This is a genomic window from Aliidiomarina sanyensis (assembly GCF_003987175.1).
Classification (GTDB): domain Bacteria; phylum Pseudomonadota; class Gammaproteobacteria; order Enterobacterales; family Alteromonadaceae; genus Aliidiomarina; species Aliidiomarina sanyensis.
Window position 1 is genome coordinate 13,033 of sequence record NZ_PIPM01000014.1, and the last position, 20,540, is coordinate 33,572.

12 protein-coding genes and 1 tRNA gene are annotated in these 20,540 nt (G+C 51.8%); 4 read left to right on the plus strand and 9 right to left on the minus strand.

Annotation, left to right across the window (positions count from 1 at the left end):
- Window positions 1–292 precede the first annotated feature (292 nt).
- On the plus strand, window positions 293–2,167 hold the full coding sequence (locus CWE11_RS10325; RefSeq protein WP_126777548.1) for a S8 family peptidase: 1,875 nt from the start codon (window positions 293–295) through the stop codon (window positions 2,165–2,167).
- A 51-nt stretch (window positions 2,168–2,218) separates the two neighbouring features.
- On the opposite strand, the gene CWE11_RS10330 is transcribed toward CWE11_RS10325, so the two are convergent.
- Window positions 2,219–3,154 (minus strand): LysR family transcriptional regulator, encoded by a 936-nt coding sequence (locus CWE11_RS10330; protein ID WP_126777549.1) that lies wholly within the window; start codon window positions 3,152–3,154, stop codon window positions 2,219–2,221.
- A gap of 122 nt (window positions 3,155–3,276) precedes the next feature.
- On the opposite strand from CWE11_RS10330, the gene aceK reads away from it, so the two are divergent.
- Window positions 3,277–5,025 carry a bifunctional isocitrate dehydrogenase kinase/phosphatase gene (gene aceK, locus CWE11_RS10335; RefSeq protein WP_241971781.1) on the plus strand — a complete coding sequence of 583 codons (1,749 nt, stop codon included), beginning with the start codon at window positions 3,277–3,279 and terminating at the stop codon, window positions 5,023–5,025.
- 61 nt (window positions 5,026–5,086) lie between these two features.
- On the opposite strand, the gene aceA is transcribed toward aceK, so the two are convergent.
- The 7 genes from aceA to CWE11_RS10370 all read right to left on the minus strand — a co-directional run bounded on the left by aceA (window position 5,087) and on the right by CWE11_RS10370 (window position 14,161).
- A complete protein-coding gene (gene aceA, locus CWE11_RS10340; protein WP_126777551.1) occupies window positions 5,087–6,424 on the minus strand; it encodes an isocitrate lyase in 1,338 nt (445 codons plus the stop codon).
- 40 nt (window positions 6,425–6,464) lie between these two features.
- Window positions 6,465–8,075 carry a malate synthase A gene (gene aceB, locus CWE11_RS10345; protein WP_126777552.1) on the minus strand — a complete coding sequence of 537 codons (1,611 nt, stop codon included), beginning with the start codon at window positions 8,073–8,075 and terminating at the stop codon, window positions 6,465–6,467.
- 222 nt (window positions 8,076–8,297) lie between these two features.
- Window positions 8,298–9,737 (minus strand): sodium:proton antiporter NhaD, encoded by a 1,440-nt coding sequence (gene nhaD / locus CWE11_RS10350; RefSeq protein WP_198675634.1) that lies wholly within the window; start codon window positions 9,735–9,737, stop codon window positions 8,298–8,300.
- A gap of 318 nt (window positions 9,738–10,055) precedes the next feature.
- Window positions 10,056–10,131 (minus strand) — tRNA-Phe (locus CWE11_RS10355).
- A 143-nt stretch (window positions 10,132–10,274) separates the two neighbouring features.
- On the minus strand, window positions 10,275–12,185 hold the full coding sequence (gene speA, locus CWE11_RS10360) for a biosynthetic arginine decarboxylase (RefSeq protein ID WP_126777554.1): 1,911 nt from the start codon (window positions 12,183–12,185) through the stop codon (window positions 10,275–10,277).
- Entirely contained in the window at window positions 12,182–13,099 is a 918-nt protein-coding gene (speB, locus tag CWE11_RS10365; RefSeq protein WP_126777555.1) for an agmatinase, read from the minus strand. Before speB ends, speA begins: the two co-directional genes overlap by 4 nt.
- Before the next feature lie 48 nt (window positions 13,100–13,147).
- Window positions 13,148–14,161 carry a 6-phosphofructokinase gene (locus CWE11_RS10370; protein WP_126777556.1) on the minus strand — a complete coding sequence of 338 codons (1,014 nt, stop codon included), beginning with the start codon at window positions 14,159–14,161 and terminating at the stop codon, window positions 13,148–13,150.
- A 153-nt stretch (window positions 14,162–14,314) separates the two neighbouring features.
- Between CWE11_RS10370 and CWE11_RS10375 the strand changes: the two genes are divergently transcribed.
- Entirely contained in the window at window positions 14,315–15,382 is a 1,068-nt protein-coding gene (locus tag CWE11_RS10375; protein WP_126777557.1) for an Ldh family oxidoreductase, read from the plus strand.
- Between the two features lie 13 nt (window positions 15,383–15,395).
- Here CWE11_RS10375 and CWE11_RS10380 read toward each other — a convergent pair whose 3' ends face one another.
- Entirely contained in the window at window positions 15,396–17,174 is a 1,779-nt protein-coding gene (locus tag CWE11_RS10380) for a cyanophycinase (RefSeq protein WP_126777558.1), read from the minus strand.
- Between the two features lie 562 nt (window positions 17,175–17,736).
- Between CWE11_RS10380 and CWE11_RS10385 the strand changes: the two genes are divergently transcribed.
- A complete protein-coding gene (locus CWE11_RS10385) occupies window positions 17,737–20,511 on the plus strand; it encodes a TonB-dependent receptor (RefSeq protein WP_126777559.1) in 2,775 nt (924 codons plus the stop codon).
- Window positions 20,512–20,540: the final 29 nt, after the last annotated feature.

Sequence of the window (20,540 nt, forward strand, 5' to 3'; positions counted from 1 at the left end):
TCATTGTTTAATCTTTAGCCGTCGCTTGAGCCTTTTAATGGTCCGCTCTGCAAGCTAGCCGTGAGGGAATTCCCTCATTCTTCCCGCTCTGCAAAAATAAACATTAAAGTAACAAATTTAGCTTTTTGTTATGGGTTTACTTCACATTTTTATTACTTAACTCTTGGTCTTCAACAAGTGGCCGCTGAGTCTGCGGGCTATCAAAGCGGGTTATCAATCAAAAAAGAGCAAGGAGGTCTTCACAAAACAATCCCCCGACCCCCGATAAACTTCAACAACAAGAAAAATGGATATGAAAAAAATAAAACAAGCTTATATCAATCGTACGTCTCTTGCGGTCATCGCCGCCTTGGGTTTAACGGCACCGTTTTTGCTGCATGCAGACAGTGCAAATTCATCGACACCAGAGAATCCACTAGTTCAAACGGAAGTGGCTGATCCAGCACCGCGTGGGCTGTCGCAACGTGGGCAAGGTCAAGGGCATGGTCCTTTGCGCGGTCAATCCCAACGCGGACCACAAGACGGTCTGGTGACCGGTTTTATTGTGAGATTTTCGCCCGAACGAGATCCAGAAGTGGAATCGCGTGTGCGCGGAAACCCGAGTGAGCGAGGGGCTCTGATGCAGCAGCGCGCCGCAGAACTTTCTGCTCGCGCCGGAAAAACCATGCGTTTTCAGCGCAGCATGGGTCTAGCGCACCACTATGTATTTGAACTTGAGGAGCACCTCGAGCGACGTGAAGTCCAAGCCATCTTGCGTGAACTGCGTGACATGGATGGCATTATTGAGGTGGAAGAAAACCGGATACATACCTTCCAAGCTGCGCCAAATGATCCGGGTTATTCGAGTCAGTGGCATTATCGCGAAGCGGTCGGTGGCATTAACACCGAAGGTGCGTGGAGTCAGGGTATTACTGGACAAGGAGCCGTTGTCGCAGTCCTCGATACCGGTTACCGTCCCCACGTGGACCTTGCTGCGAATATCTTGCCTGGCTATGACATGATTTCTGATCCCTTCATTGCCAATGACGGTGACGGACGTGATTCCGATGCACGTGATCCGGGTGATTGGGTGTCTGCCGGCGGCTGTGGCTTTAATAGTCCACCGCAGAATCAAAACTCGAGCTGGCATGGAACCCATGTCGCCGGAACTGTCGCGGCGGTGACCAACAACAATACCGGTGTGGCGGGTGTGGCATATGATGCCAAAGTCGTCCCAGTGCGGGTACTTGGGCGTTGTGGTGGCACCACGGCGGATATCGCAGATGGTATCTTGTGGGCTGCGGGACTCAATGTGCCCGGTGTTCCGGCCAACAGTAATCCGGCGGATGTGATTAACCTGAGCCTTGGTGGTCAAGGTAGCTGTCAATCTGTTACTCAGCAGGCCATCAACAGTGCGCGGAACGCGGGTTCTGTTATTGTGGTTGCGGCTGGAAACAGCAATACCAACGCAGGTAACTTCAGCCCTGCAAGCTGTAATAATGTCGTCACCGTGGCTGCAACAAATCGCGATGGTGGGCGTGCCTACTATTCAAACTTTGGTGCGGTTGTGGACCTAGCGGCTCCAGGTGGTGCGCAAAGCTTTGCGAACGACCCTGAGGGTGTGCTTTCGACGTTCAATGCAGGGACCACAACGCCTGGCGCTGACAACTATCGTTACAGTCAAGGAACGTCAATGGCAGCACCACATGTTGCGGGTGTTGCAGCATTGGTTCGTCAAGCCAACCCAAGCCTCTCGGCAGCGAATGTTGAACAGATCCTCAGAGATTCAGTTCGTTCATTCCCTGCGGCGTGCAGTGGTTGTGGTGTCGGGATCATTGATGCGGGCGCTGCGGTGAGTCTGGCACTGGGTTCTGGCGGTGGTCAGAGCGGTGGTGGTGCCGTTGATAACTTATCGGCAGCAACTGGTCAGTGGAATCGCTTCTTTATGGAGATCCCAAGCGGAATGACGCGTCTTGAAGTGCGAATTTCAGGCGGGACCGGCGATGCCGATCTCTACGTGCGCTATGGTTCGCAACCTTCTCTTAATGATTGGGACTGCCGTCCGTATCAGTGGGGGAATGATGAGGTGTGTACCATTGATAACCCGACCCCAGGAAACTGGTACTTCGGTGTGTATGCGTATGAAGCATACAGCGGCGTGCGGCTTGAGGCTACGTACTCAAACTAACGTCGTCATCTCTTAGATTGGTGTACTGAGGCCGGGGGGACCCGGCCTTTTTTATTTTTGGGCCGCCACATCGACAATGAGTTGGCGGAACCATTTGTGGCCCTCATCGTGCTGCAAGAGTGGGCTCCAGATCATCTGCAAATCAATGATAGGAATGGGGAAAGGCGGTTCCCGAAGTACCAGATCCGGGCTGCTCTCATAGAGTTTTGCCGCCCGAGTCGGCAGGGTTGCAATCAGCCCTTCGCGTGCGAGGTGCATGGCCACGTGATAGTTTCGAGTGAACACCTTGATACGCCGTTGATGCCCAAGTTTTGCCAGTGCTTCATCCACCCATCCGAGTTTTTGTACGGCATCAGGTGTCATCCCAATACCCACACCGAAGCCAGTTTTGCTCACCCAGCAGTGACGGGCAGCTAAGTAGGATTCTAGGGTGTAGTCCTGCAAAATTGGGTGTTTATGATGAATCAAACAACTGAAGTCATCATCCCATAACTTCTTCTGATGAAAACTCTGGGGGAGGTCATCGAATCGGTTAATGGCGATATCCACTTTGCCGTTCTCCACATCATGGAAGCTGACATCACTTGGGGTCATGAGATCAATGGTAATGTGTGGTGCTTGGTCGCGCAGCGCTTTTAACAAAGGGGACATTAAGGTTGATGCCGCATAGTCCGACACCATGATGCGAAACACCCGATCACTCTCGGTGGCCACAAACGACCGCGACGGCTGAATCACCTCTTCAACCGAGTACAGAATTTGGCGAACCTGCTGTTGCATGGCGAGCGCCCGTTCAGTGGGAACCATGCCTTCGGACGTGCGAACCAGCACCGGATCGTTGAGCAAATTACGTAAACGCTTTAAGCCGTTGCTCATGGCCGGTTGGGTAATGTTCAACTGCTCTGCCGCTCGCGTGACATTGCGTTCTCGCAAGAGGGCATCGAGATAAATGAGCAGGTTCAGATCGACATGCCGAAAATGATTCATGAAGTGAATTGTCTCTGCAGTAAAGAATAAGTACGATGAATTATAAAGCGACTGTGACGTTCTGCAATCTGAAGCCGCATAATCGCGAAAGAAAATCGTTGAAACCACGAGAGGAAGGTGTTGTGACGCAGGGAGTAGGGAAGCAAATAGCCCGAGTTATTTTGCATGGATTCCATGGTCACTATCAGGGATTTCAGGCGATCACAGAACAGGCCAAAGCGCGCTTCGTGGCCCGGGATTGGGCTGCAATTCAAGCGGCCGCCCAAGCACGTATCAGCTTTTATGATGAGCGCGTGCACGAGTGCGTGGTGACCTTGCAAGGAAAGCTTCAGACAGAAACTCTCGATGAAACCTTGTGGACTGGCGTGCGCCAACAGTACGCTAGTTTTTTACAGTTTCACCCTCAAGCTGAGCTGGCCGAAACTTTTTTTAATTCGGTGTTTTGTAAACTGTTTCATCGGCGTTATTTCCACAACCAATTTATCTTTGTTGAATCGACGCTGGCGCAGCACATCCCGGTGGCGGTTGAGACCGAATATCAAAGCTACTTTCCGGTGGCTGACGGGGTGCGAGAAACCATTCGGCAGATTGTCCAGGACATGGATCTGGGCGCGCCTTTCGCGGATCTTGAAGGTGATATTCAACAGCTGCTCCGAGCATTCACGCAACAAGCGAGTGTGAAAGCTCTCAGTGCCCATCAGTTTCGGCTCGATGTTCTGCGCAGTCCGTTTTACCGCAACAAGGCAGCGTACATCATTGGACGCATTGTCACTGAAGATGCTCACTACCCATTTATTGTGCCAGTCCTGATGAATCGTGATGGTGCGCTGTATTTGGACGCATTAATTACGGACGTCGAGCAGATGTTAGTAATTTTCAGCTTTGCGCGCGCCTACTTTATGGTGAAGACCCGAGCGCCTTCCGCATTGGTTCGGTTTTTAAAGGGGCTGATGCCTCGCAAAACTCATGCGGAGTTGTATTCGGCGATTGGCTTTCACAAACAAGGGAAGAATGAATTTTATCGGGAGCTCCTTGAGCATTTAGCCCACACGGATGATCAATTTATCGCCGCACCGGGAATTCCGGGTTTGGTGATGATGGTGTTTACCTTGCCGTCCTTTCCGTATGTGTTCAAAGTGATTCGTGATCACTTTCCCGAATCCAAACCCTTTGGCCGCGACACCGTGCTGGCCCGTTATCAACTGGTCAAACGCCATGATCGGGTGGGTCGGATGGCGGATACCATGGAGTACTCAGAGGTTGCCTTACCGCGCAATCGTTTTCCACCGGAGCTTCTAAAGCAACTGCAAGGGACGATTGGGAATACCCTAGTGCTGGAAGATGATTTGGTGATCTTCCGTCATTGCTACATCGAGAAGCGTCTAATTCCGCTCAATATCTATTTGGAAAATGCCGATGATGACACGGCCAAGCGGATTCTGCGGGACTACGGTGACGCGATTAAAGAAATGGTGGCGGCGAATATTTTCCCCGGTGATATGCTGTTAAAAAACTTTGGTGTGACGCGCGGAAAGCGCGTGGTTTTCTATGACTATGACGAGGTGCAGTACCTGCATGAAATGACGTTTCGTGCGCTTCCACACACGGAAAGCTATGAGGATATGCTGGGAGCCGATCGCAATGTTTCGGTGGCGCCTGGGGATGTATTTCCGGCGCAGATCGCGACCTTTGTTTTCCCGAACCCGAAACTTCGTACTCATTTTTGTGCACTGCATCCGGAGCTGTTGACGCCCGAGTACTGGCAGTCGCAACAAAAGCGCATCCACCAAGGCATCATGGCAGATATCTTTCCGTATCCTCAATCGGTGCGTTTTCGCGGCAAAAAAAAGCCCGACAAGATGTCGGGCTGAGGCACAGAGGAGATGGCCTCTGAGGAGCAAACCTGCGAGGAAGCACAGGGTTGAACGTGGTTTACGCGGGCACCGAGAACTGTTCCTCTTCGGTTGAACCCTTCAAAGCAGTGACGGACGACACGCCGCCCTGAATAACGTTTGTGACATCATCGAAGTAACCTGTACCCACCTCTTGTTGGTGCGCGACAAAGGTGTAGCCTCGATCCGCTGCAGTAAATTCATCTTGCTGCAGTTTCACATATGCACTCATATCCTCTCGGGCGTAGTCATAAGCGAGGTTAAACATGTGGTACCACATGTTGTGGACACCCGCGAGCGTGATAAATTGGAACTTATATCCCATGGCAGCGAGCTCCCGTTGGAACTTCGCGATGGTGGCGTCGTCGAGGTGTCGCTTCCAGTTAAATGACGGTGAGCAATTGTACGCGAGCAGCTTGCCCGGATATTTCGCATGGACCGCTTCGGCAAACTGGCGTGCTTCATCGAGATCTGGTTTGGCGGTTTCGCACCACACGAGATCCGCATAAGGCGCATAGGCAAGCCCGCGTGAAATGGCCTGCTCAATCCCCGGACGAACCCGGTAAAAGCCTTCGGCGGTGCGCTCTCCGGTAATGAAAGGTGCATCGTTCGGATCGACATCACTGGTGAGCAGATCGGCTGCATTGGCGTCGGTCCGCGCAACAATGAGGGTATCGACTCCAGCAACGTCCGCCGCGAGCCGGGCAGCAATCAGTTTTTGCACCGCTTCTTGGGTCGGGACGAGGACTTTCCCACCCATGTGGCCACATTTTTTCACCGAGGCCAGCTGATCTTCAAAATGCACGCCTGCGGCGCCGGATTTGATCATGCCGAGCATCAGTTCATAGGCGTTCAGAACGCCACCAAATCCAGCCTCGGCATCGGCCACAATCGGGGCGAAATAATCAATGTAATCGGGGTGTTCGGGGGTGATGCCTTTGGCGCATTGAATTTGATCCGCTCGGCTAAACGAGTTGTTGATTCGCTCAATGACTTTTGGCACGGAATCAACCGGGTAGAGCGATTGATCCGGATACATGCTGGCGGCTGAATTGTTATCCGCGGCGACCTGCCATCCTGATAAATAAATGGCCTGCAGTCCCGCTTTTACTTGCTGTACCGCTTGACCACCGGTCAAAGCACCGAGGGCGTTGACATAGTCTTTGCCAAATTTTGCTTTGGCATCACCGTTGAGCAAGCGCCATAACTTGGCAGCGCCTTCCTGTGCGTGGGTGTAGGTTACTTGGCGGGAACCGCGCAAGCGAATGACATCGTCGGCGCTGTAGGTCCGTTGGACTCCTTTCCAGCGAGCTTCGGTCGCCCAGCTGTGTGCAAGTGCTTGGGCCTTGGATGGCTGTGTTTCTGTCTTCGTTTTCATGGTCTTGCTCCTTGGGTTTTAATTCGGTTCGGGCAATCGACTACAGTTGGCGATATCCGGGAAGCGTTAAAAAGTCAGTGAGTTCAGGACTTACAATAAGATCTTTCAGTAGAGTTTGAGCGGCCTCAAACGGAAGCGATTCAGAGGTGTTCTCGGTCACTTTGCGAGCCTCCTCATCGAGCAGGCGAAGCACAAAGTCAGCGGTTACCGGTGTGCCGCAATCCAACGTTTTTTTGTGCGTGAGAAGTTGCCAGATCGAGGTGCGACAAATCTCCGCAGTGGCCGCGTCTTCCATCAGGCCCTCAATGGGTACGCAGCCTTTTCCAGCAAGCCATGCGGCAATATATTGCAGACCCACGCGCAGATTGGTCCGCACACCGGACTCCGTGTAGGGGCCAGGGCAGGGTGTGAGTAAGTCCGCTTGAGTAATGGGTGGATCATCGCTGCGCGTCACGTGGAGTTGATTTGGATAATCCCCGATATATTTCGCTGCAACGTCGCGCACAATAGGAGCGAGTCCCGGGTGAGCAATCCAAGTGCCATCATGTCCATCGCCAAACTCCCGTTCCTTGTCGGCGCGCACTTTGGCAAAAATGGTTTCATTTTCCGCCGGTTCCTTGCTAGGAATAAGCGCCGCCATGCCGCCCATCGCAAATGCGCCCCGCTGATGACAGGTTTGAATCAAGAGGCGGGAATAGGCGTGCAAGAATGGCTGCTGCATGGTGACCGTATGGCGGTCAGGCAAAAGACGGTCTGGGTGCGCCCGCAACGTTTTAATGTAGGAGAAAATATAATCCCAACGTCCACAGTTTAAGCCCACGATGTAATCTTTGAGGGCGTGCAAAATCTCGTGCATCTGAAAGACCGCTGGTAAGGTTTCGATCAGTACCGTGCAGCGAATGGTGCCCTTGGGTTGAGCGAAGTAATTCTCGGTGAAGGCAAACACATCATTCCACCACACAGCTTCTTGATGATGTTGGAGCTTCGGGATGTAGTAATAGACACCCGAGCCTTGCGCAGTGCGGGTCTTGACGTTGTGATAGAAGTAAAGTGCAAAATCAAACAGCGCGCCGGGAATGGGCTGACCTTGAAATTCCACATGTTTCTCAGGTAAGTGCAGTCCGCGAACCCGAGCGATCAGGAGTGCGGTCTTATCGTTCAACTGATACGACTTATCTCTTGCGATATCGGTAAATTGAATGGTGCCTTGATTGGCATCTTTCAGGTTCCGCTGCCCCTGAATTAGACCTTCCCACGTGGGGGATTGGGCGTCCTCAAAGTCGGCCATAAACACGTCGACATCTGAATTCAGCGCGTTGATGACCATTTTTCGATCCACAGGTCCGGTGATTTCCAAATGTCGTTTCTGCAGGTCCCCGGGAATGGGCGCCACGCGCCATTGGCCGTCGCGGATTTGCCGTGTGGCGGGGTCGAAATCAGGCAATGCACCGGCGTCGTACTGTGCTTGTGCAATGTCTCGTTGGGCGAGTAATTCCTGATGGCGCTCTTGAAAGGCTTCGACCAATGCGGCAAGAAATTGGCAAGCTGTGGGGGTCAGAATGTCATCGGCTCCGGCGCGGTATGCTGCGGCGATTGAGAGCTCGTTAGCTGAAGCAGCGGTGCGTTCAGAGCGGTCTAAAACTGAAGTCATGGTGTCGTCCGTATGTTGAATTTTTGTTCATCACGGACTGAGTATGCGATTGGATTTTTCATTCATCCAATCTATGAATGGAATTCTAGCTATTCACGAAGATTATTTATTTTCCTCATAAATTGAGTGAATTTTGGTCAATGTGCGCATAAAAAGCGCTGTGGGCGGGCGGTCCCGCGCCGATCGATGATGGCGCAGGACGCGAAACAAGGGCTTAAATCCTCATCCGTACAAGGTAAAGGAGTGCGTATTTAAGTATAGATGCGCAAGAATTCCACCGACATAGCCAAGGAAGATGACCGGTGCCCACTTTAAATGGCTCATGAAGGTGTAATACCCTCGCGCTTGGCCCATCAGTGCAACCCCAGCGGCGGATCCGACCGATAAGAGACTTCCGCCAGTGCCGGCGGTCAGTGTGATAAGAAGCCAGTGCCCGTGAGACATGTCAGGTTGCATCGTCAGCACCGCAAACATAACTGGAATGTTATCAATCACCGCGGAAGCCATGCCAAGGACGATATTGGCGTAGGTGGCATCCCATTGGGTGTAGAGAAAATCGGACATCAGGGCCAGATAGCCCAAGAACCCAAGACCGCCAACACACATCACAACGCCGTAGAAGAACAGCAAGGTGTCCCATTCTGCTCGCGCAACGCGGCTAAATACGTCAAAAGGTACGACACTTCCGAGCCGCTTTAGGCGCTCCTGATCACCTGCACGTTCGGCCATTGCGCGTTTGCGTGCCAAGGAACCGGGCAGGGTCATGCGCAGGAAGTAACCAAAGAACTGCAAGTAACCCAAGCCCATCATCATGCCCAAAACAGGGGGTAAATGGAGTAGGGTGTGACAGGCAACCGCGGTTGCAATCGTCAGCAAGAAGAGGAGTGTAATGCGGATGGCTCCGCGCTTCAGCTCGACCACCTCGTCATTTGCGATCGGCTTTTTATCTTCCACAAAGAAACTCATGATGACCGCAGGGATCAGATAATTGACGACGGCGGGAATAAAGAGCACTAAGAATTCATGGATACTTACTAATCCTGCCTGCCAAACCATCAGGGTGGTGATATCGCCAAACGGACTGAAGGCGCCCCCTGCGTTTGCGGCCACGACAATATTGACACAGCTCAGTGCGATAAATTTTTTATCTCCCTCGGCAACTTTCATAACGACCGCACACATCAAAAGGGCGGTGGTGAGGTTGTCCGCAATGGGTGAGATAAAAAACGAGAGGATACCAGTAATCCAAAACAGCGAGCGATAGCTAAAACCACGTCGCGTCAGCCATGACCGTAAGGCGTCAAAGAGACGGCGCTCCTCGAGGGCATTGATATAGGTCATGGCCACAAGAAGGAATAACATGAGTTCTGCGAATTCAAGGAGCGTGGTGCGAAATGCGCTCTCTGCAGCTGCTTGCATGCCGTGCTGGGTGTAAATCCAACCGATAATAATCCAGATTACGCCAGCGGCGACCAGCACAGGTTTGGACTTTCGCATATGGAGCTTTTCTTCGCCCATCACCAATAGATAGGCGATGGAGAAAATAAAGAGCGCGAACAATCCAAGCCCTGTACCGGTTAAATCCATTTCCGGCGCAGCCGCGAAGGCTGCTGGGCTCACGAAGAGGGTTAGCAGGGCAAGAAGGAGCAGAGCAAATTTCATGGTCATAACCTGTTCGTAGCAAGCGAGCAACACAGACACGAAGCGAGGACCGCGATCGGTGCCTGAAAGGTGAGTTATCGGCATTTTGGGCTCAAGATGAAGTTAATCGCGCAAACTTCTCTGCTGACCGCAAAAAGCGGCGCAAGATTACCACAATCCCTAGGCAATGGATTGATAAATTTAACGAATGACTAACATTTTTTGGGGTTACTAAGAAGTAGGTACGATCGAAGCCAAGGCCGGAGGAGGCAACGGGGTGAAGCGAGCCGTGTGCAACAAAAAAGCCCCGCTCTTGCGAGCAGGGCTTTCGGGAATAAATGGTGCCCAGAGGCGGAATCGAACCACCGACACGGGGATTTTCAATCCCCTGCTCTACCAACTGAGCTATCTGGGCAAACCGAGCTGCCGGACACAGTGTCCTGTGCGACAACGGATGCAATTAAACGTGTTTGCGCTGTGCAAGTCAACCGGTTTTTGCCAGTTCACGTTTAATTGCTCAGGAAATACACATTTCTCTGTGTTTTCCCGCGGAACCTTTTATTTGTCGTAGCGTAAGTAAGTACTTCCCGACAAGCAACGCTCGTAAAAGTCCGTCCATCTGACGCCTTCACGGGGTGCTAAATGACCTTTGCGAATTTGCTTATCAATGGCTTTTTTGACCATCTTTGCCATGTAGTCAGTGTTGTACTGCATGGTTTCGAGTACTTTCTCAGCGCTGTGACCTGGAACGATTTCTTCGATATAAAACGCGCCTGGCTCATCGTCATGACTGAAGATATGAACTTCCGTCAACCGGCCAAACAGGTTGTGCATATCGCCCATGACGTCTTGGTATGCACCGGTCAAGAACATGCCGATCGGGTAACTTTCACCTTTGTTGAGACGGTGCATCGGAATGTTGTCACTGATGTGATTATTCTCGATATACTTCCCAATCTTGCCGTCACTATCACAGGTAATGTCGGCAATCGACACGCGAACCTGAGGCTTTTCGTTCAAACGAATCAGCGGGACGATAGGGAGGAGCTGCCCAATGGCCCACGTATCTGCCGCCGATTGGAAAATAGACATATTCGCGAGGTATTGACTCGCAAGGGTGTCTTCGAGCTCTTCTAGTTCTTGAATTTGACGCGTCTCATCGTCCAGTGCTGAATGAATCTCCGTGAGCGTCATCCAATACATGGTATCGATTTTCGCCATCTCGAGAACACTTAGAATCCCGAGTTTAAATGCTTCATAGGCGCTTTGCTTATAGGCCGCCGCGTCGTTAAAGCGTTCCTGTGGGTGCAGATCATTGGCGCCGATCAGCTCACGCATGTTGCTGACCAAAACGTGCTCGCCTTCCGTAGGTGATACATCATAATTGGTCGCAGCAGGATTTACTTCACCCACGACATTGGTCACCACCAAGCTGTGATGCGCGGTAATGGCACGGCCACTTTCGCTCACTAGGTTAGGATGTTTGACGTCTTCAAGGTCACAGATCTGCTTGACGCCGTATACCACGTCCGCGACGTACTCTTCGGTTGAGTAGTTACGTGAAGAATCTGTCGTGGTACTGCTTCCGTCGTAATCGATTCCCAAGCCACCGCCGATATCCAGATACTCGAGCGGTACGCCCATCTGAACGAGCTTCGCGTATAAGCGAGCGCCTTCAGTTACGGCTTCTTTGACCTTCCGAATGTCGGACAACTGGCTACCAATATGGAAGTGCAATAATTTTGCACAATGCAGCATGTCGTGCTCTTTCAAATACTCAATGGCGTTGACGATCTCGGCAATTCCAAGACCGAATTTGGCGCGATCGCCACTGGAGCTCGACCACTTGCCGGTACTGCGAACCATCATCTTGGAGCGCAGTCCGATCATTGGATCGATTTTTAGTTTCTTGGCTAAACGCACAAGCATCTCGAGTTCAGAGAACTTCTCAACGACCACAATCATTTTACGGCCAATGTGGCGTCCGAGCAGCGCGAGCGTCAGATAGTCTTCATCTTTGTAACCATTCAAAATGGTCAGTGCTTCGCTGTTATCGTTGTATGCAAGCACCGCCATCAACTCGGGCTTTGAGCCTGCTTCCAGACCATAGTTGTAGGGTTCACCTGCGTCGAGGATCTCCTCGACGACTTCCCGCATCTGATTCACTTTGATCGGGTAAACGCCGACGTATTCGCCTTCGTATTCCGCGTTTGTGATCGTTTCCCGGAACGTTTCGTTCAGGATTTCCACCTGAGAGCGCAAAATATCGTGAAAACGGATAACAGCCGGAAATTGAATGCCTTCAGCTTGCATTTCATCGAGCACTTCTTGCATGTCAATAAAGACATCCGGCTTGCGATGATTTGGTGAAATCTGAATATTCCCATGCTCACCGATTGAGAAATAACCAGCCCCCCAGCGCTTCACTCCATATAGCTCTTCAGCGTCTTCGATGGTCCAATTACTCATGCTCGGCTGGCCTCCAGGGTCAATAAAAGTTCGCGAACAATTTTTGCCGCGAACACATCAGAATTTCCGGTTGGATCGATTTGAGGAGAAAGCTCCACCACATCGCACCCAACAAAGTTACGTTGGCGTAGAAGTTTGACCAAGCTCACAAAGGAGTGGAAGTCTTCACCACCCGGCTCGGGCGTCCCTGTTCCCGGCAGGAAAGAGGGGTCAAAATAATCTAAGTCGAGCGTGAGATAGATAGGGCGGTCTGCCGGAATTGCCGCGACGCTCTCTAGAAAATCTTTGCGCGAGGTTCGCACGGTCCCATGCTCGCGCATGTATTGATATTCTTCGCGCGTTCCTGAGCGAATGCCGTACTGGATCAATTGGTGGTCAGGACCAAAGTGGTCAAGCGCTCGGCGTATAATGGAGGCGTGAGAATAATGATAGCCAGTAAAGCCATCGCGCAAATCCGCATGGGCATCAAGATGCAACAGAACCAGATCAGGGTACTGCTTCAAGTACTTCACAATGGGCGCGTAGCTGATGGAGTGTTCCCCACCGAGCGTGACCACCTTGATCCCTTCGGCTGCGAAATCAATCGGATCGAAAATCCGATTAAAGTCTTCTGTCGCATGGCGCCACTGAGATTCAACATCTGTGCTATCGCCGAGTTGGAGATTTCCTAAATCGTAAAACACATGATCTTCCAGATCCGCATCCAAATAAGGTGAATACGACTCAATATCTTCCGAAATAGATCGAAGGCCATCGGGCCCATAACGGGTTCCTTTGCGGAAACACGCTGTGCCGTCAAAACCAAAGCCTATCAGGTAGGTTTGATTCGATTGAATGTCTGTTGCGAGATCGGCCCCGAAGTAGGCGCGAACTGGCTCGTCTAACGTAACTGGAACAGGAAATGTATTAGCCAATGTGCAATTACCTTCTCTCGTGTCTCAGTGTGCAAAAAAGGGCCGCTATTATGCGGTTTCAGCGCCCTTTTTTGAAGTGAAATTTACGCCTTGCAGACCTAATTGTAGATCAACCAGACGTGGGTCTAACGGCTTATCCCGTTTGAACGTCAAGGCAAGGGGAACTTCGACTACGTGTTCTTGTTCCTTGCCGATCATAATTTCCGACTTCCCATCTAACAGCGCGAGGACTCCAGCGTGCCCCAGTTGCATGGCAAGAATACGATCTTGTGCATTTGGGCGCCCACCTCGTTGTATATGCCCTAGGGGACATGGATGGCAGGTGACGCCAGTCGCTTTTGAGAGGCTTTTGGCCAATTCAGCAACGCCACCGGGCCACAAGTTCTCAGAAACAACCACGACATAGCTGCTGTCGGGAAACGACGCACGTGCTCTTAAAATATTATCTGCGATTTCAGCAATTTTGGGTTGCGGCTCCAATTCGGGTAAAAGCATCGATTCGGCGGAACTCGCGATTGCTGCATGTAAACCGATAAAACCTGCGTGGCGACCCATCACTTCAATCAAAAAGACTCGAGCCATGGCTTCGGCCGTTTCACGAACTCGGTCGATGGCTTCCATCGCAGTATCGACCGCGGTTGCAAAACCTATTGTGGTGTCTGTTCCCGCCAAATCATTATCGATCGTACCGGGAACGCCGATCACTTGGCCGCTCCAATACTTTGCCAAGTGATGCGCCCCTTGAAACGAGCCATCACCGCCAATCACAATTAAGGCATCAATCTGATGCTTGTCTAAAACGGCTGCTGCGCGCTGTGCACTCTCGACTTCACGAAACTCAGGATAACGAGAGCTCTTCAGAAAGGTTCCGCCCCGTTGGCTGACCAAACGCATATCATCTGGATGCAGGGGTTGATTGAGATCATCAACGATGCCCCGAAAGCCGTGACGAAATCCGATCACTTGAATATCATGCTGCCACGCGGTAATGACAATCGCCCGTACACAGGCATTCATTCCGGGCGCATCACCACCGCTTGTGATCACAGCGATTTTCTTCATTCATTCTTCCTTTCTTCTGAGCGCAAATGTTTCGCGTTAGTATACAACCAAATAGCCTTACAGCTTAACGGCTAATCGAACGCTGACCAAGTCTGATTTTCGCGATAGACTGCAAAGCAGGCGTATCATCATTTCATCACAGAGGGGATTTTCATGGTTCGGGTGCAGCACGCGCAATTGATGTCATTCGTTTCGCAATGTTTGCGGACTGCAGGAGCCGCGGATTCAATTGCCGAGGCGATGGCCACCTCGCTCGTTGAAGGGGATCTACTGGGTTTTCGAACCCATGGCGTTCGGCGGCTGCCCTATAACGTGAAGCAACTGCAGTCGCGGGCCATGAAAGGCCAAGGGGAGGTGCAAGTGTTGCGCCGCCGCTCCGCGATCGAAACGTGGGATGCAGAAGGACTTTCCGGACTTTATGTGGCCCCAAAAGCCGTGCGCACAGCCATTCGCATGGCGCGCGCTGCGGGAACGGGAACCGTGATCGTCAAACGCTGTGAACATGTTGCGAGTCTTGCGGCTTATTTACAGGCCGCGACCGATGCAGGCATGGTCATCTCGATGATTGCTGCGACCCCAGCTCAATCGAGTGTGGCGCCATTTGGTGGTGTGCAACGCGTATTTTCCCCGAATCCCTATGGCTTTGCCGCACCGACGAGTGGCGAACCGCTGGTGTTGGATATGAGCTTCTCAATTACAGCCGCGGGAAAAGTTCGTCAGGCTTACGATCGCAAAGAGCAGCTGCCATGGCCAGCAATCATCGCCAAAAACGGTGAGGCCACTGCCGATCCTGCGGAGTACATTGAGCGCGACGGCGCCATTCTCCCTTTAGGAGGAACGGACCTCGGTTATAAAGGGTACGGCTTGTGCCTAATGAGTGAAATTCTGACCCTTGGCCTGTCAAACTATGGGCGTTTGCAAGGCGCGTTTGATGGCGAGATGAATACTTTATATGTGCATGTTGCGGATCCCGAAGCGTTTGGAACTCGCCAGGATTTTCTTACCGTGACGGATGATCTGTTGCGCCGCTGCCGAGAATCCGCGCCGGCCATTCCGAAGGCGGCAGTGCGAATCCCGGGAGAGCGGGCCTTGGAACTAAAACGCACGCAACTGCGCGAAGGCGTGCTCCTTGATGAGTTGACCTGGCCTCGTCTTCAGCATTTGGCACAAAAACTTAATGTGCCGTTGCCCGCAGCAACTCTGGTGGAGCTCACCGACTAAACCGATGCATGCTTTAGGGCGTCTGAGGTGCAATGAGCAGAAGCCCATGCACCCATTCACACCCACCGTCGATGTGGGCAAGGGATGTGAGTGCATCGGCGTTCAGTTGCAGGACGAACCCTTCATGCTGGCCAGAGAATAAAGTCGTAGAGCCACCTGTGCATTGATTGAGCGCTCCGAGCAAAGTGCGGTCCCGCAACAATTCACCGCGACCAGGTGTTGCAAACGCCGTGTCGGGATGCGCAGCCGGACTGAAATGGACCGATGCGAGCGCTCCATTTTCTGCGAAACGACCCGACGATCCATGGCGTAAATAACTTTTGCGTGCATGAAATCCCTCAGCCTCAGCAGCCGCCTGCTCAAGCAAAACAACGCCATGCGCCCCTTGTACTTGGAAATCACCGCTGCGGGTATCGACTAACAGTGCGGTGGTTTCATCAACTCCTACTGCCATCGGTGTGCCAGTGGATGCTTGCAATACCGTAAACCGGCCATGCCGTCCGCGCTCTGAAAAATGGGTATCAAGCAGCCCGAATGGAAACAACCCGATACCGCCTTCTGCCCGGTACGTCAGGCTATCCGCATTTTGAGCTGGGGCGCAGGTGTCGTTGCGTTCACAATCAAATGGAGGAGGGCCGGGCATGGCGACCGCACCTTCTTTCAGCGCTTGGAGACTGGTTCCGTTGGTAATCATTGGGGCTTCGGTCATCACGGCGGTTCCCGCACTGGTTCCGCCGGCGATAAAGGTTCCTGCGTGCACCCGCCGCTGAATCTCGCGCAGCCAGGGAAACGGAGTTCCATCGGTGTGAATAAATGCTTGGCGCGTCAGACTTTGATCCCCACCGTTTATGAACATACCTTGAGCTGATTCGATGAGAGCGAGCAGGGTATCCGGATCCTTGCAAACCTGTTGTTGCTGTTCTGCTAACCACGGATAAACGCGGGCGCGCTCATGGGTTCCTTGAACTTGAGCACGGACCTCGTCAAGTTGCTCACATGCTCGAGTGCGCGCGTCGGAATCATCGAATGATGCATTTGAGAGTACTGCACCGAGCGCAGCGTCGATCGGGAGCCACTGTGCATCAATGCCAAATGCACGAAAAGTATTGAGATAAAAGTCGACAGCATCAAAGGAATCCATCCCTGAAGCGGTTACGACAAGTACGCGAGCCTCCTGGTCCTGCCGTTCCGCAATGGCTTGAATGCGCCGTGCGAAGGTTTCAAACAGGGCAGCGCCTTCAGGCTGGACGCTTAATTCTGGCCGACTGATTTCGGCTTGTTCAGGTGCCTCAGCCTTTTGAAGGATGTCGCGAACCAAGCGCCACTGCGCGTTATCGAGCTCGCGCCAGAGGTTTGGGTAGCCATTTCGTAGACGCCCGCTTAATTCTGAGAGCTCCAAGTGCGTTCCATTTGAGCGTGCGGTTGCCCGTAAAGCACGCATCAGTTGTCGTTGTAGTTCGTTATGCTGTGACCACGATTCATGTGCCGCAAGTCGTTCGAGATTCTCTGTCGTTAAAGCGACATAGGTTGTAGTTCGCATCGTCGCGGGATCAATCCAATGGGTATTTTCACAACGCCGGGGAGACATGCTTGAACAGGTGTTCATGGAACCGCCGACCAGCATCAAGTTCCACTCGAATGATGGTTCAGTTGCAGTGGTTTCATTCGATTCGTTCGTGGCAAAAAGGGTCGGCGAAAAAGCCAGAAGAGACACCGTTAAACTGTATTGAAGGGTGTTTTTCGTGGTTGATAAAATGCGCTTAAATGTGGCGATTGGCTTTAATTGTGTCACGAAAAACCTCATCTTTCTGATTTTTATAAGAAGGCGGAAAGTGGGTAAAAAAGGACCCAAGCCCGAAGCAGATGTAATGCAAATATCAGATTGCCTGACGTTTGACAGCGTGTAAAACTAATGCTAAATCATCTGTGAAGTCAATGTTACGAGTTCATTTTCCTTGCGGCATTGATTGTGAAATAATTGTCCGATGTCGTGTCACACGGCATGGAATTTTAAGCCAATTTATCTGCGCAATTTTTAGGAGATAGCGAAAGCTTTTCACGCATTTATGTTGAAAAAAGCCCCTCGTTTATCAGCCTATCACTATCAGAGTTTTTACCTCTCCGAGTGGTGGGACGAATAGGAACTCAACTGACCACAGTCAGTTGCGGTGGCCTATGTCCGTCGCTCGTGCACTTTCCCGCACGAACCTAACTTTATTGAAAATTTTTGCTGCCTTGCACCCCAGATCCGCCTAGCGGTTCGGGTGTGGGCTTCAAGCAAAGGCCTCCGATCTGAGCGTTCTCACGTCTCGATTCGGAGCTTTATACCTATAAAAAAATATTTGGGGTTAGCTATGAACTACGGAAGCTTACGGAATCCTATTCTCGGTATGTCGCTCTCAGCACTCGCACTCTCCATGGGGGCTGCGCTGGCGCAAGATGAAGATGTAACCGAAGAAGAAACAACAACGACTACTCAACGGGTTGAGCGCATTCAAGTGACCGGATCACAGATCCGAGGGGTGGATCTTGAGGGTGCGCAACCACTCATCAGTATCAGCGCAGAAGACATTCGCAATTCATCGGCCACGACGGTTTCCGAGTTACTCCGTGAAGTCGGGCAAACACGCGGTGGTGAGGGCAGTTTCTCAACATTTTCAAGTGGTGCGCTGCAGGGCGATTCACCGGTTGGCCAAGCTGCCGCTTCGCTGCGGGGACTGGGCGCATCGTCAACACTGACCTTGATCAACGGACGGCGGGTGAGTGCGAGCTCGTTTGCCAACAACTTCGAAAACTTTGTCGATATCAACTCAATTCCACTTTCTGCCATTGAGCGTATCGATATTCTGGCCACTGGCGCTTCAGCGACTTACGGTGCAGATGCGATTGCCGGGGTCATCAACTACGTCCTGCGTCGAGACTTTGAGGGCACGGAACTGAATGTGAGTTACGGGAACTCCGAAGCAAGTTCGAACGATGGAAAAACCAGTGTGAACTTGATCAGTGGCCGCAACTTCGGCAACACCAACGTGACTGCATTTTTTGATTATTATGATCGTAAGCCGCTATTTGACCGAGACCGCGAGCGCACGGCGCAAAGCTTCTTCCCAAGTCAGCAGGGGACCTTCCCAAGCTGGAATACTCGTTTTTTTGATGATGATGATTACGTTGAGGCTGGATGTCCCGAGAATTTAAGTAAAGTTGGCTCATTTGGTGAGTATTGTGAATACAACCAAAACGCCTTCCTCCCCACGTACACGGCGCTTGAGACTATGGGTGCTGGTTTGATGGTGACGCATGAATTTGATCAAGTGACTTGGTTCAACGAGTTTATGTTCACCCGTTCTGAAGCAACGAGCAACTCAACGGGCGCACCTTGGTCAGGCTATGATGTAGCCTTTGATCATCCAAACATGCCAGACGAGCTGCGTGATCGATTCCTCGATTTATGGGATTCCATTGGTGAAGCACCGCTCGATGAAATTCGTGGTTGGGGCCGCTTCCCAGATGGTCGCACCATTACCAACACGACTGACAGCATGCGTTTTGTATCAGGCCTCGAGGGAAGTTGGGGGAACTGGTTCTGGGAGTCTGCCGCCAGCTACTCGGAGTCGCGCTCTGAGCAACAAGCAGTTGCCGGTATTTTCAATCGGGAACGTTTTGAGGCCTCGTTGTTTGGTGAGCTCTGTGCTGATGGCAGCACAAATTGTGCACCGGGAGATGGTGGACTTTGGTATAACCCGTTTGGTGGCCAAGCAAATAATTCACAGCAAGTACTCGATTTATTGCAAGAACAGCTTCCGCGCAATGGGGTGTCTAAACTGTACTCCATTGATTTCCGGACCTCCGGTGACCTGACTGAACTGCGCCATGGTGCTTTGTCAGCTGCATTTGGTGTCGAGGCGCGGCGCGAAGAAGTCAGTGATCGTCCTGATCCACTGGCCCGCGGAACCTTTGAGAACAACTACACGCCGGGCGTGATTGGCTTCGGTTCAACGGGTGCTTCGGCGAGTCGGAATCAATGGGCTGCATTTGCAGAGCTCTTTATTCCAATTACCGAAACGCTTGATGCGCAAGTTGCTGGACGTTATGACCATTACAACGACTTTGGTGGTGAGTTTAATCCGAAAGTGGGTCTTCGCTGGGCTCCAACCGACGAATGGGTATTCCGTGGTTCATGGGCACAGAGTTTCCGCGCTCCGTCACTGAGTCAAGTGGGTGCTGAGATTACGCTAAGCTCCTTTAACCTCGATTGTAAGCCAGAGTTTCGTGGCAACTACTGTGGTGAAACACAGGTTGAGCGCAATATTCTGACAAAGGTTTTCGGTAATGAAGATCTGGAAGCGGAAGACTCAGAGTCACTGAGTTTTGGATTTGCATTCAGCCCCAATCGTGACATTACGTTGACTTTCGATTATTGGCAGTTTGAGCACAATAATATTGTGGGTGTTGACGGGGAGTTTCTCCTCCAACGTAGCTTGTCGGATCCGAGCTTACGTTTCTGTGGCGAGCTTCCAGCGACCGTGAGCCAAGGTGTTGGTTTTGAAGAATGTGACGAAAACGGTGTCGGGATTGTCACCAGCCGATTAGCGGGTGATGTTCACTTACAACTGGAGAACTTGGGGACCCAGAAGACCCGAGGTATTGATCTGACCTACACCCATCATTTTGATATTGATGGCGTTGCTCGTTTCACCTGGTTGACCGATGTGACCCATCTGTTAGAGTTTGAGCGTCAGTTGTCACAGAACGCAGAACCTGAGCGTCTTGAAGGGACCTTCCGCTACCCGCAAACCATCCTCACCAATACGTTACGCTGGAGCCGTGATGCATGGTTTGGAAATGTCCGAGTGCAGTACACCAGCAGCTACGATGATGATATTGAAGGGTTCCGCCAAGCGGACTTGGATCGATTGGGCATTAGTGCAAACCGCAAAGTTCCAAGTTGGACCAAAGTGAACACAACGGTAGGCTATGAGTTCTCAGAGAACCTGATCGTTCGCTTTAATATTGAGAACTTGTTCGATCGTCAAGCACCGTATGCCTATGGCACCAGTGCGAATGTGGATCACTTCAACCATGACACCATGGGTCGTTTCTACCGCCTCAGTGCCATGTATCGCTTCTAATCGCATGAAGCGTGACCTATAAGAAACGA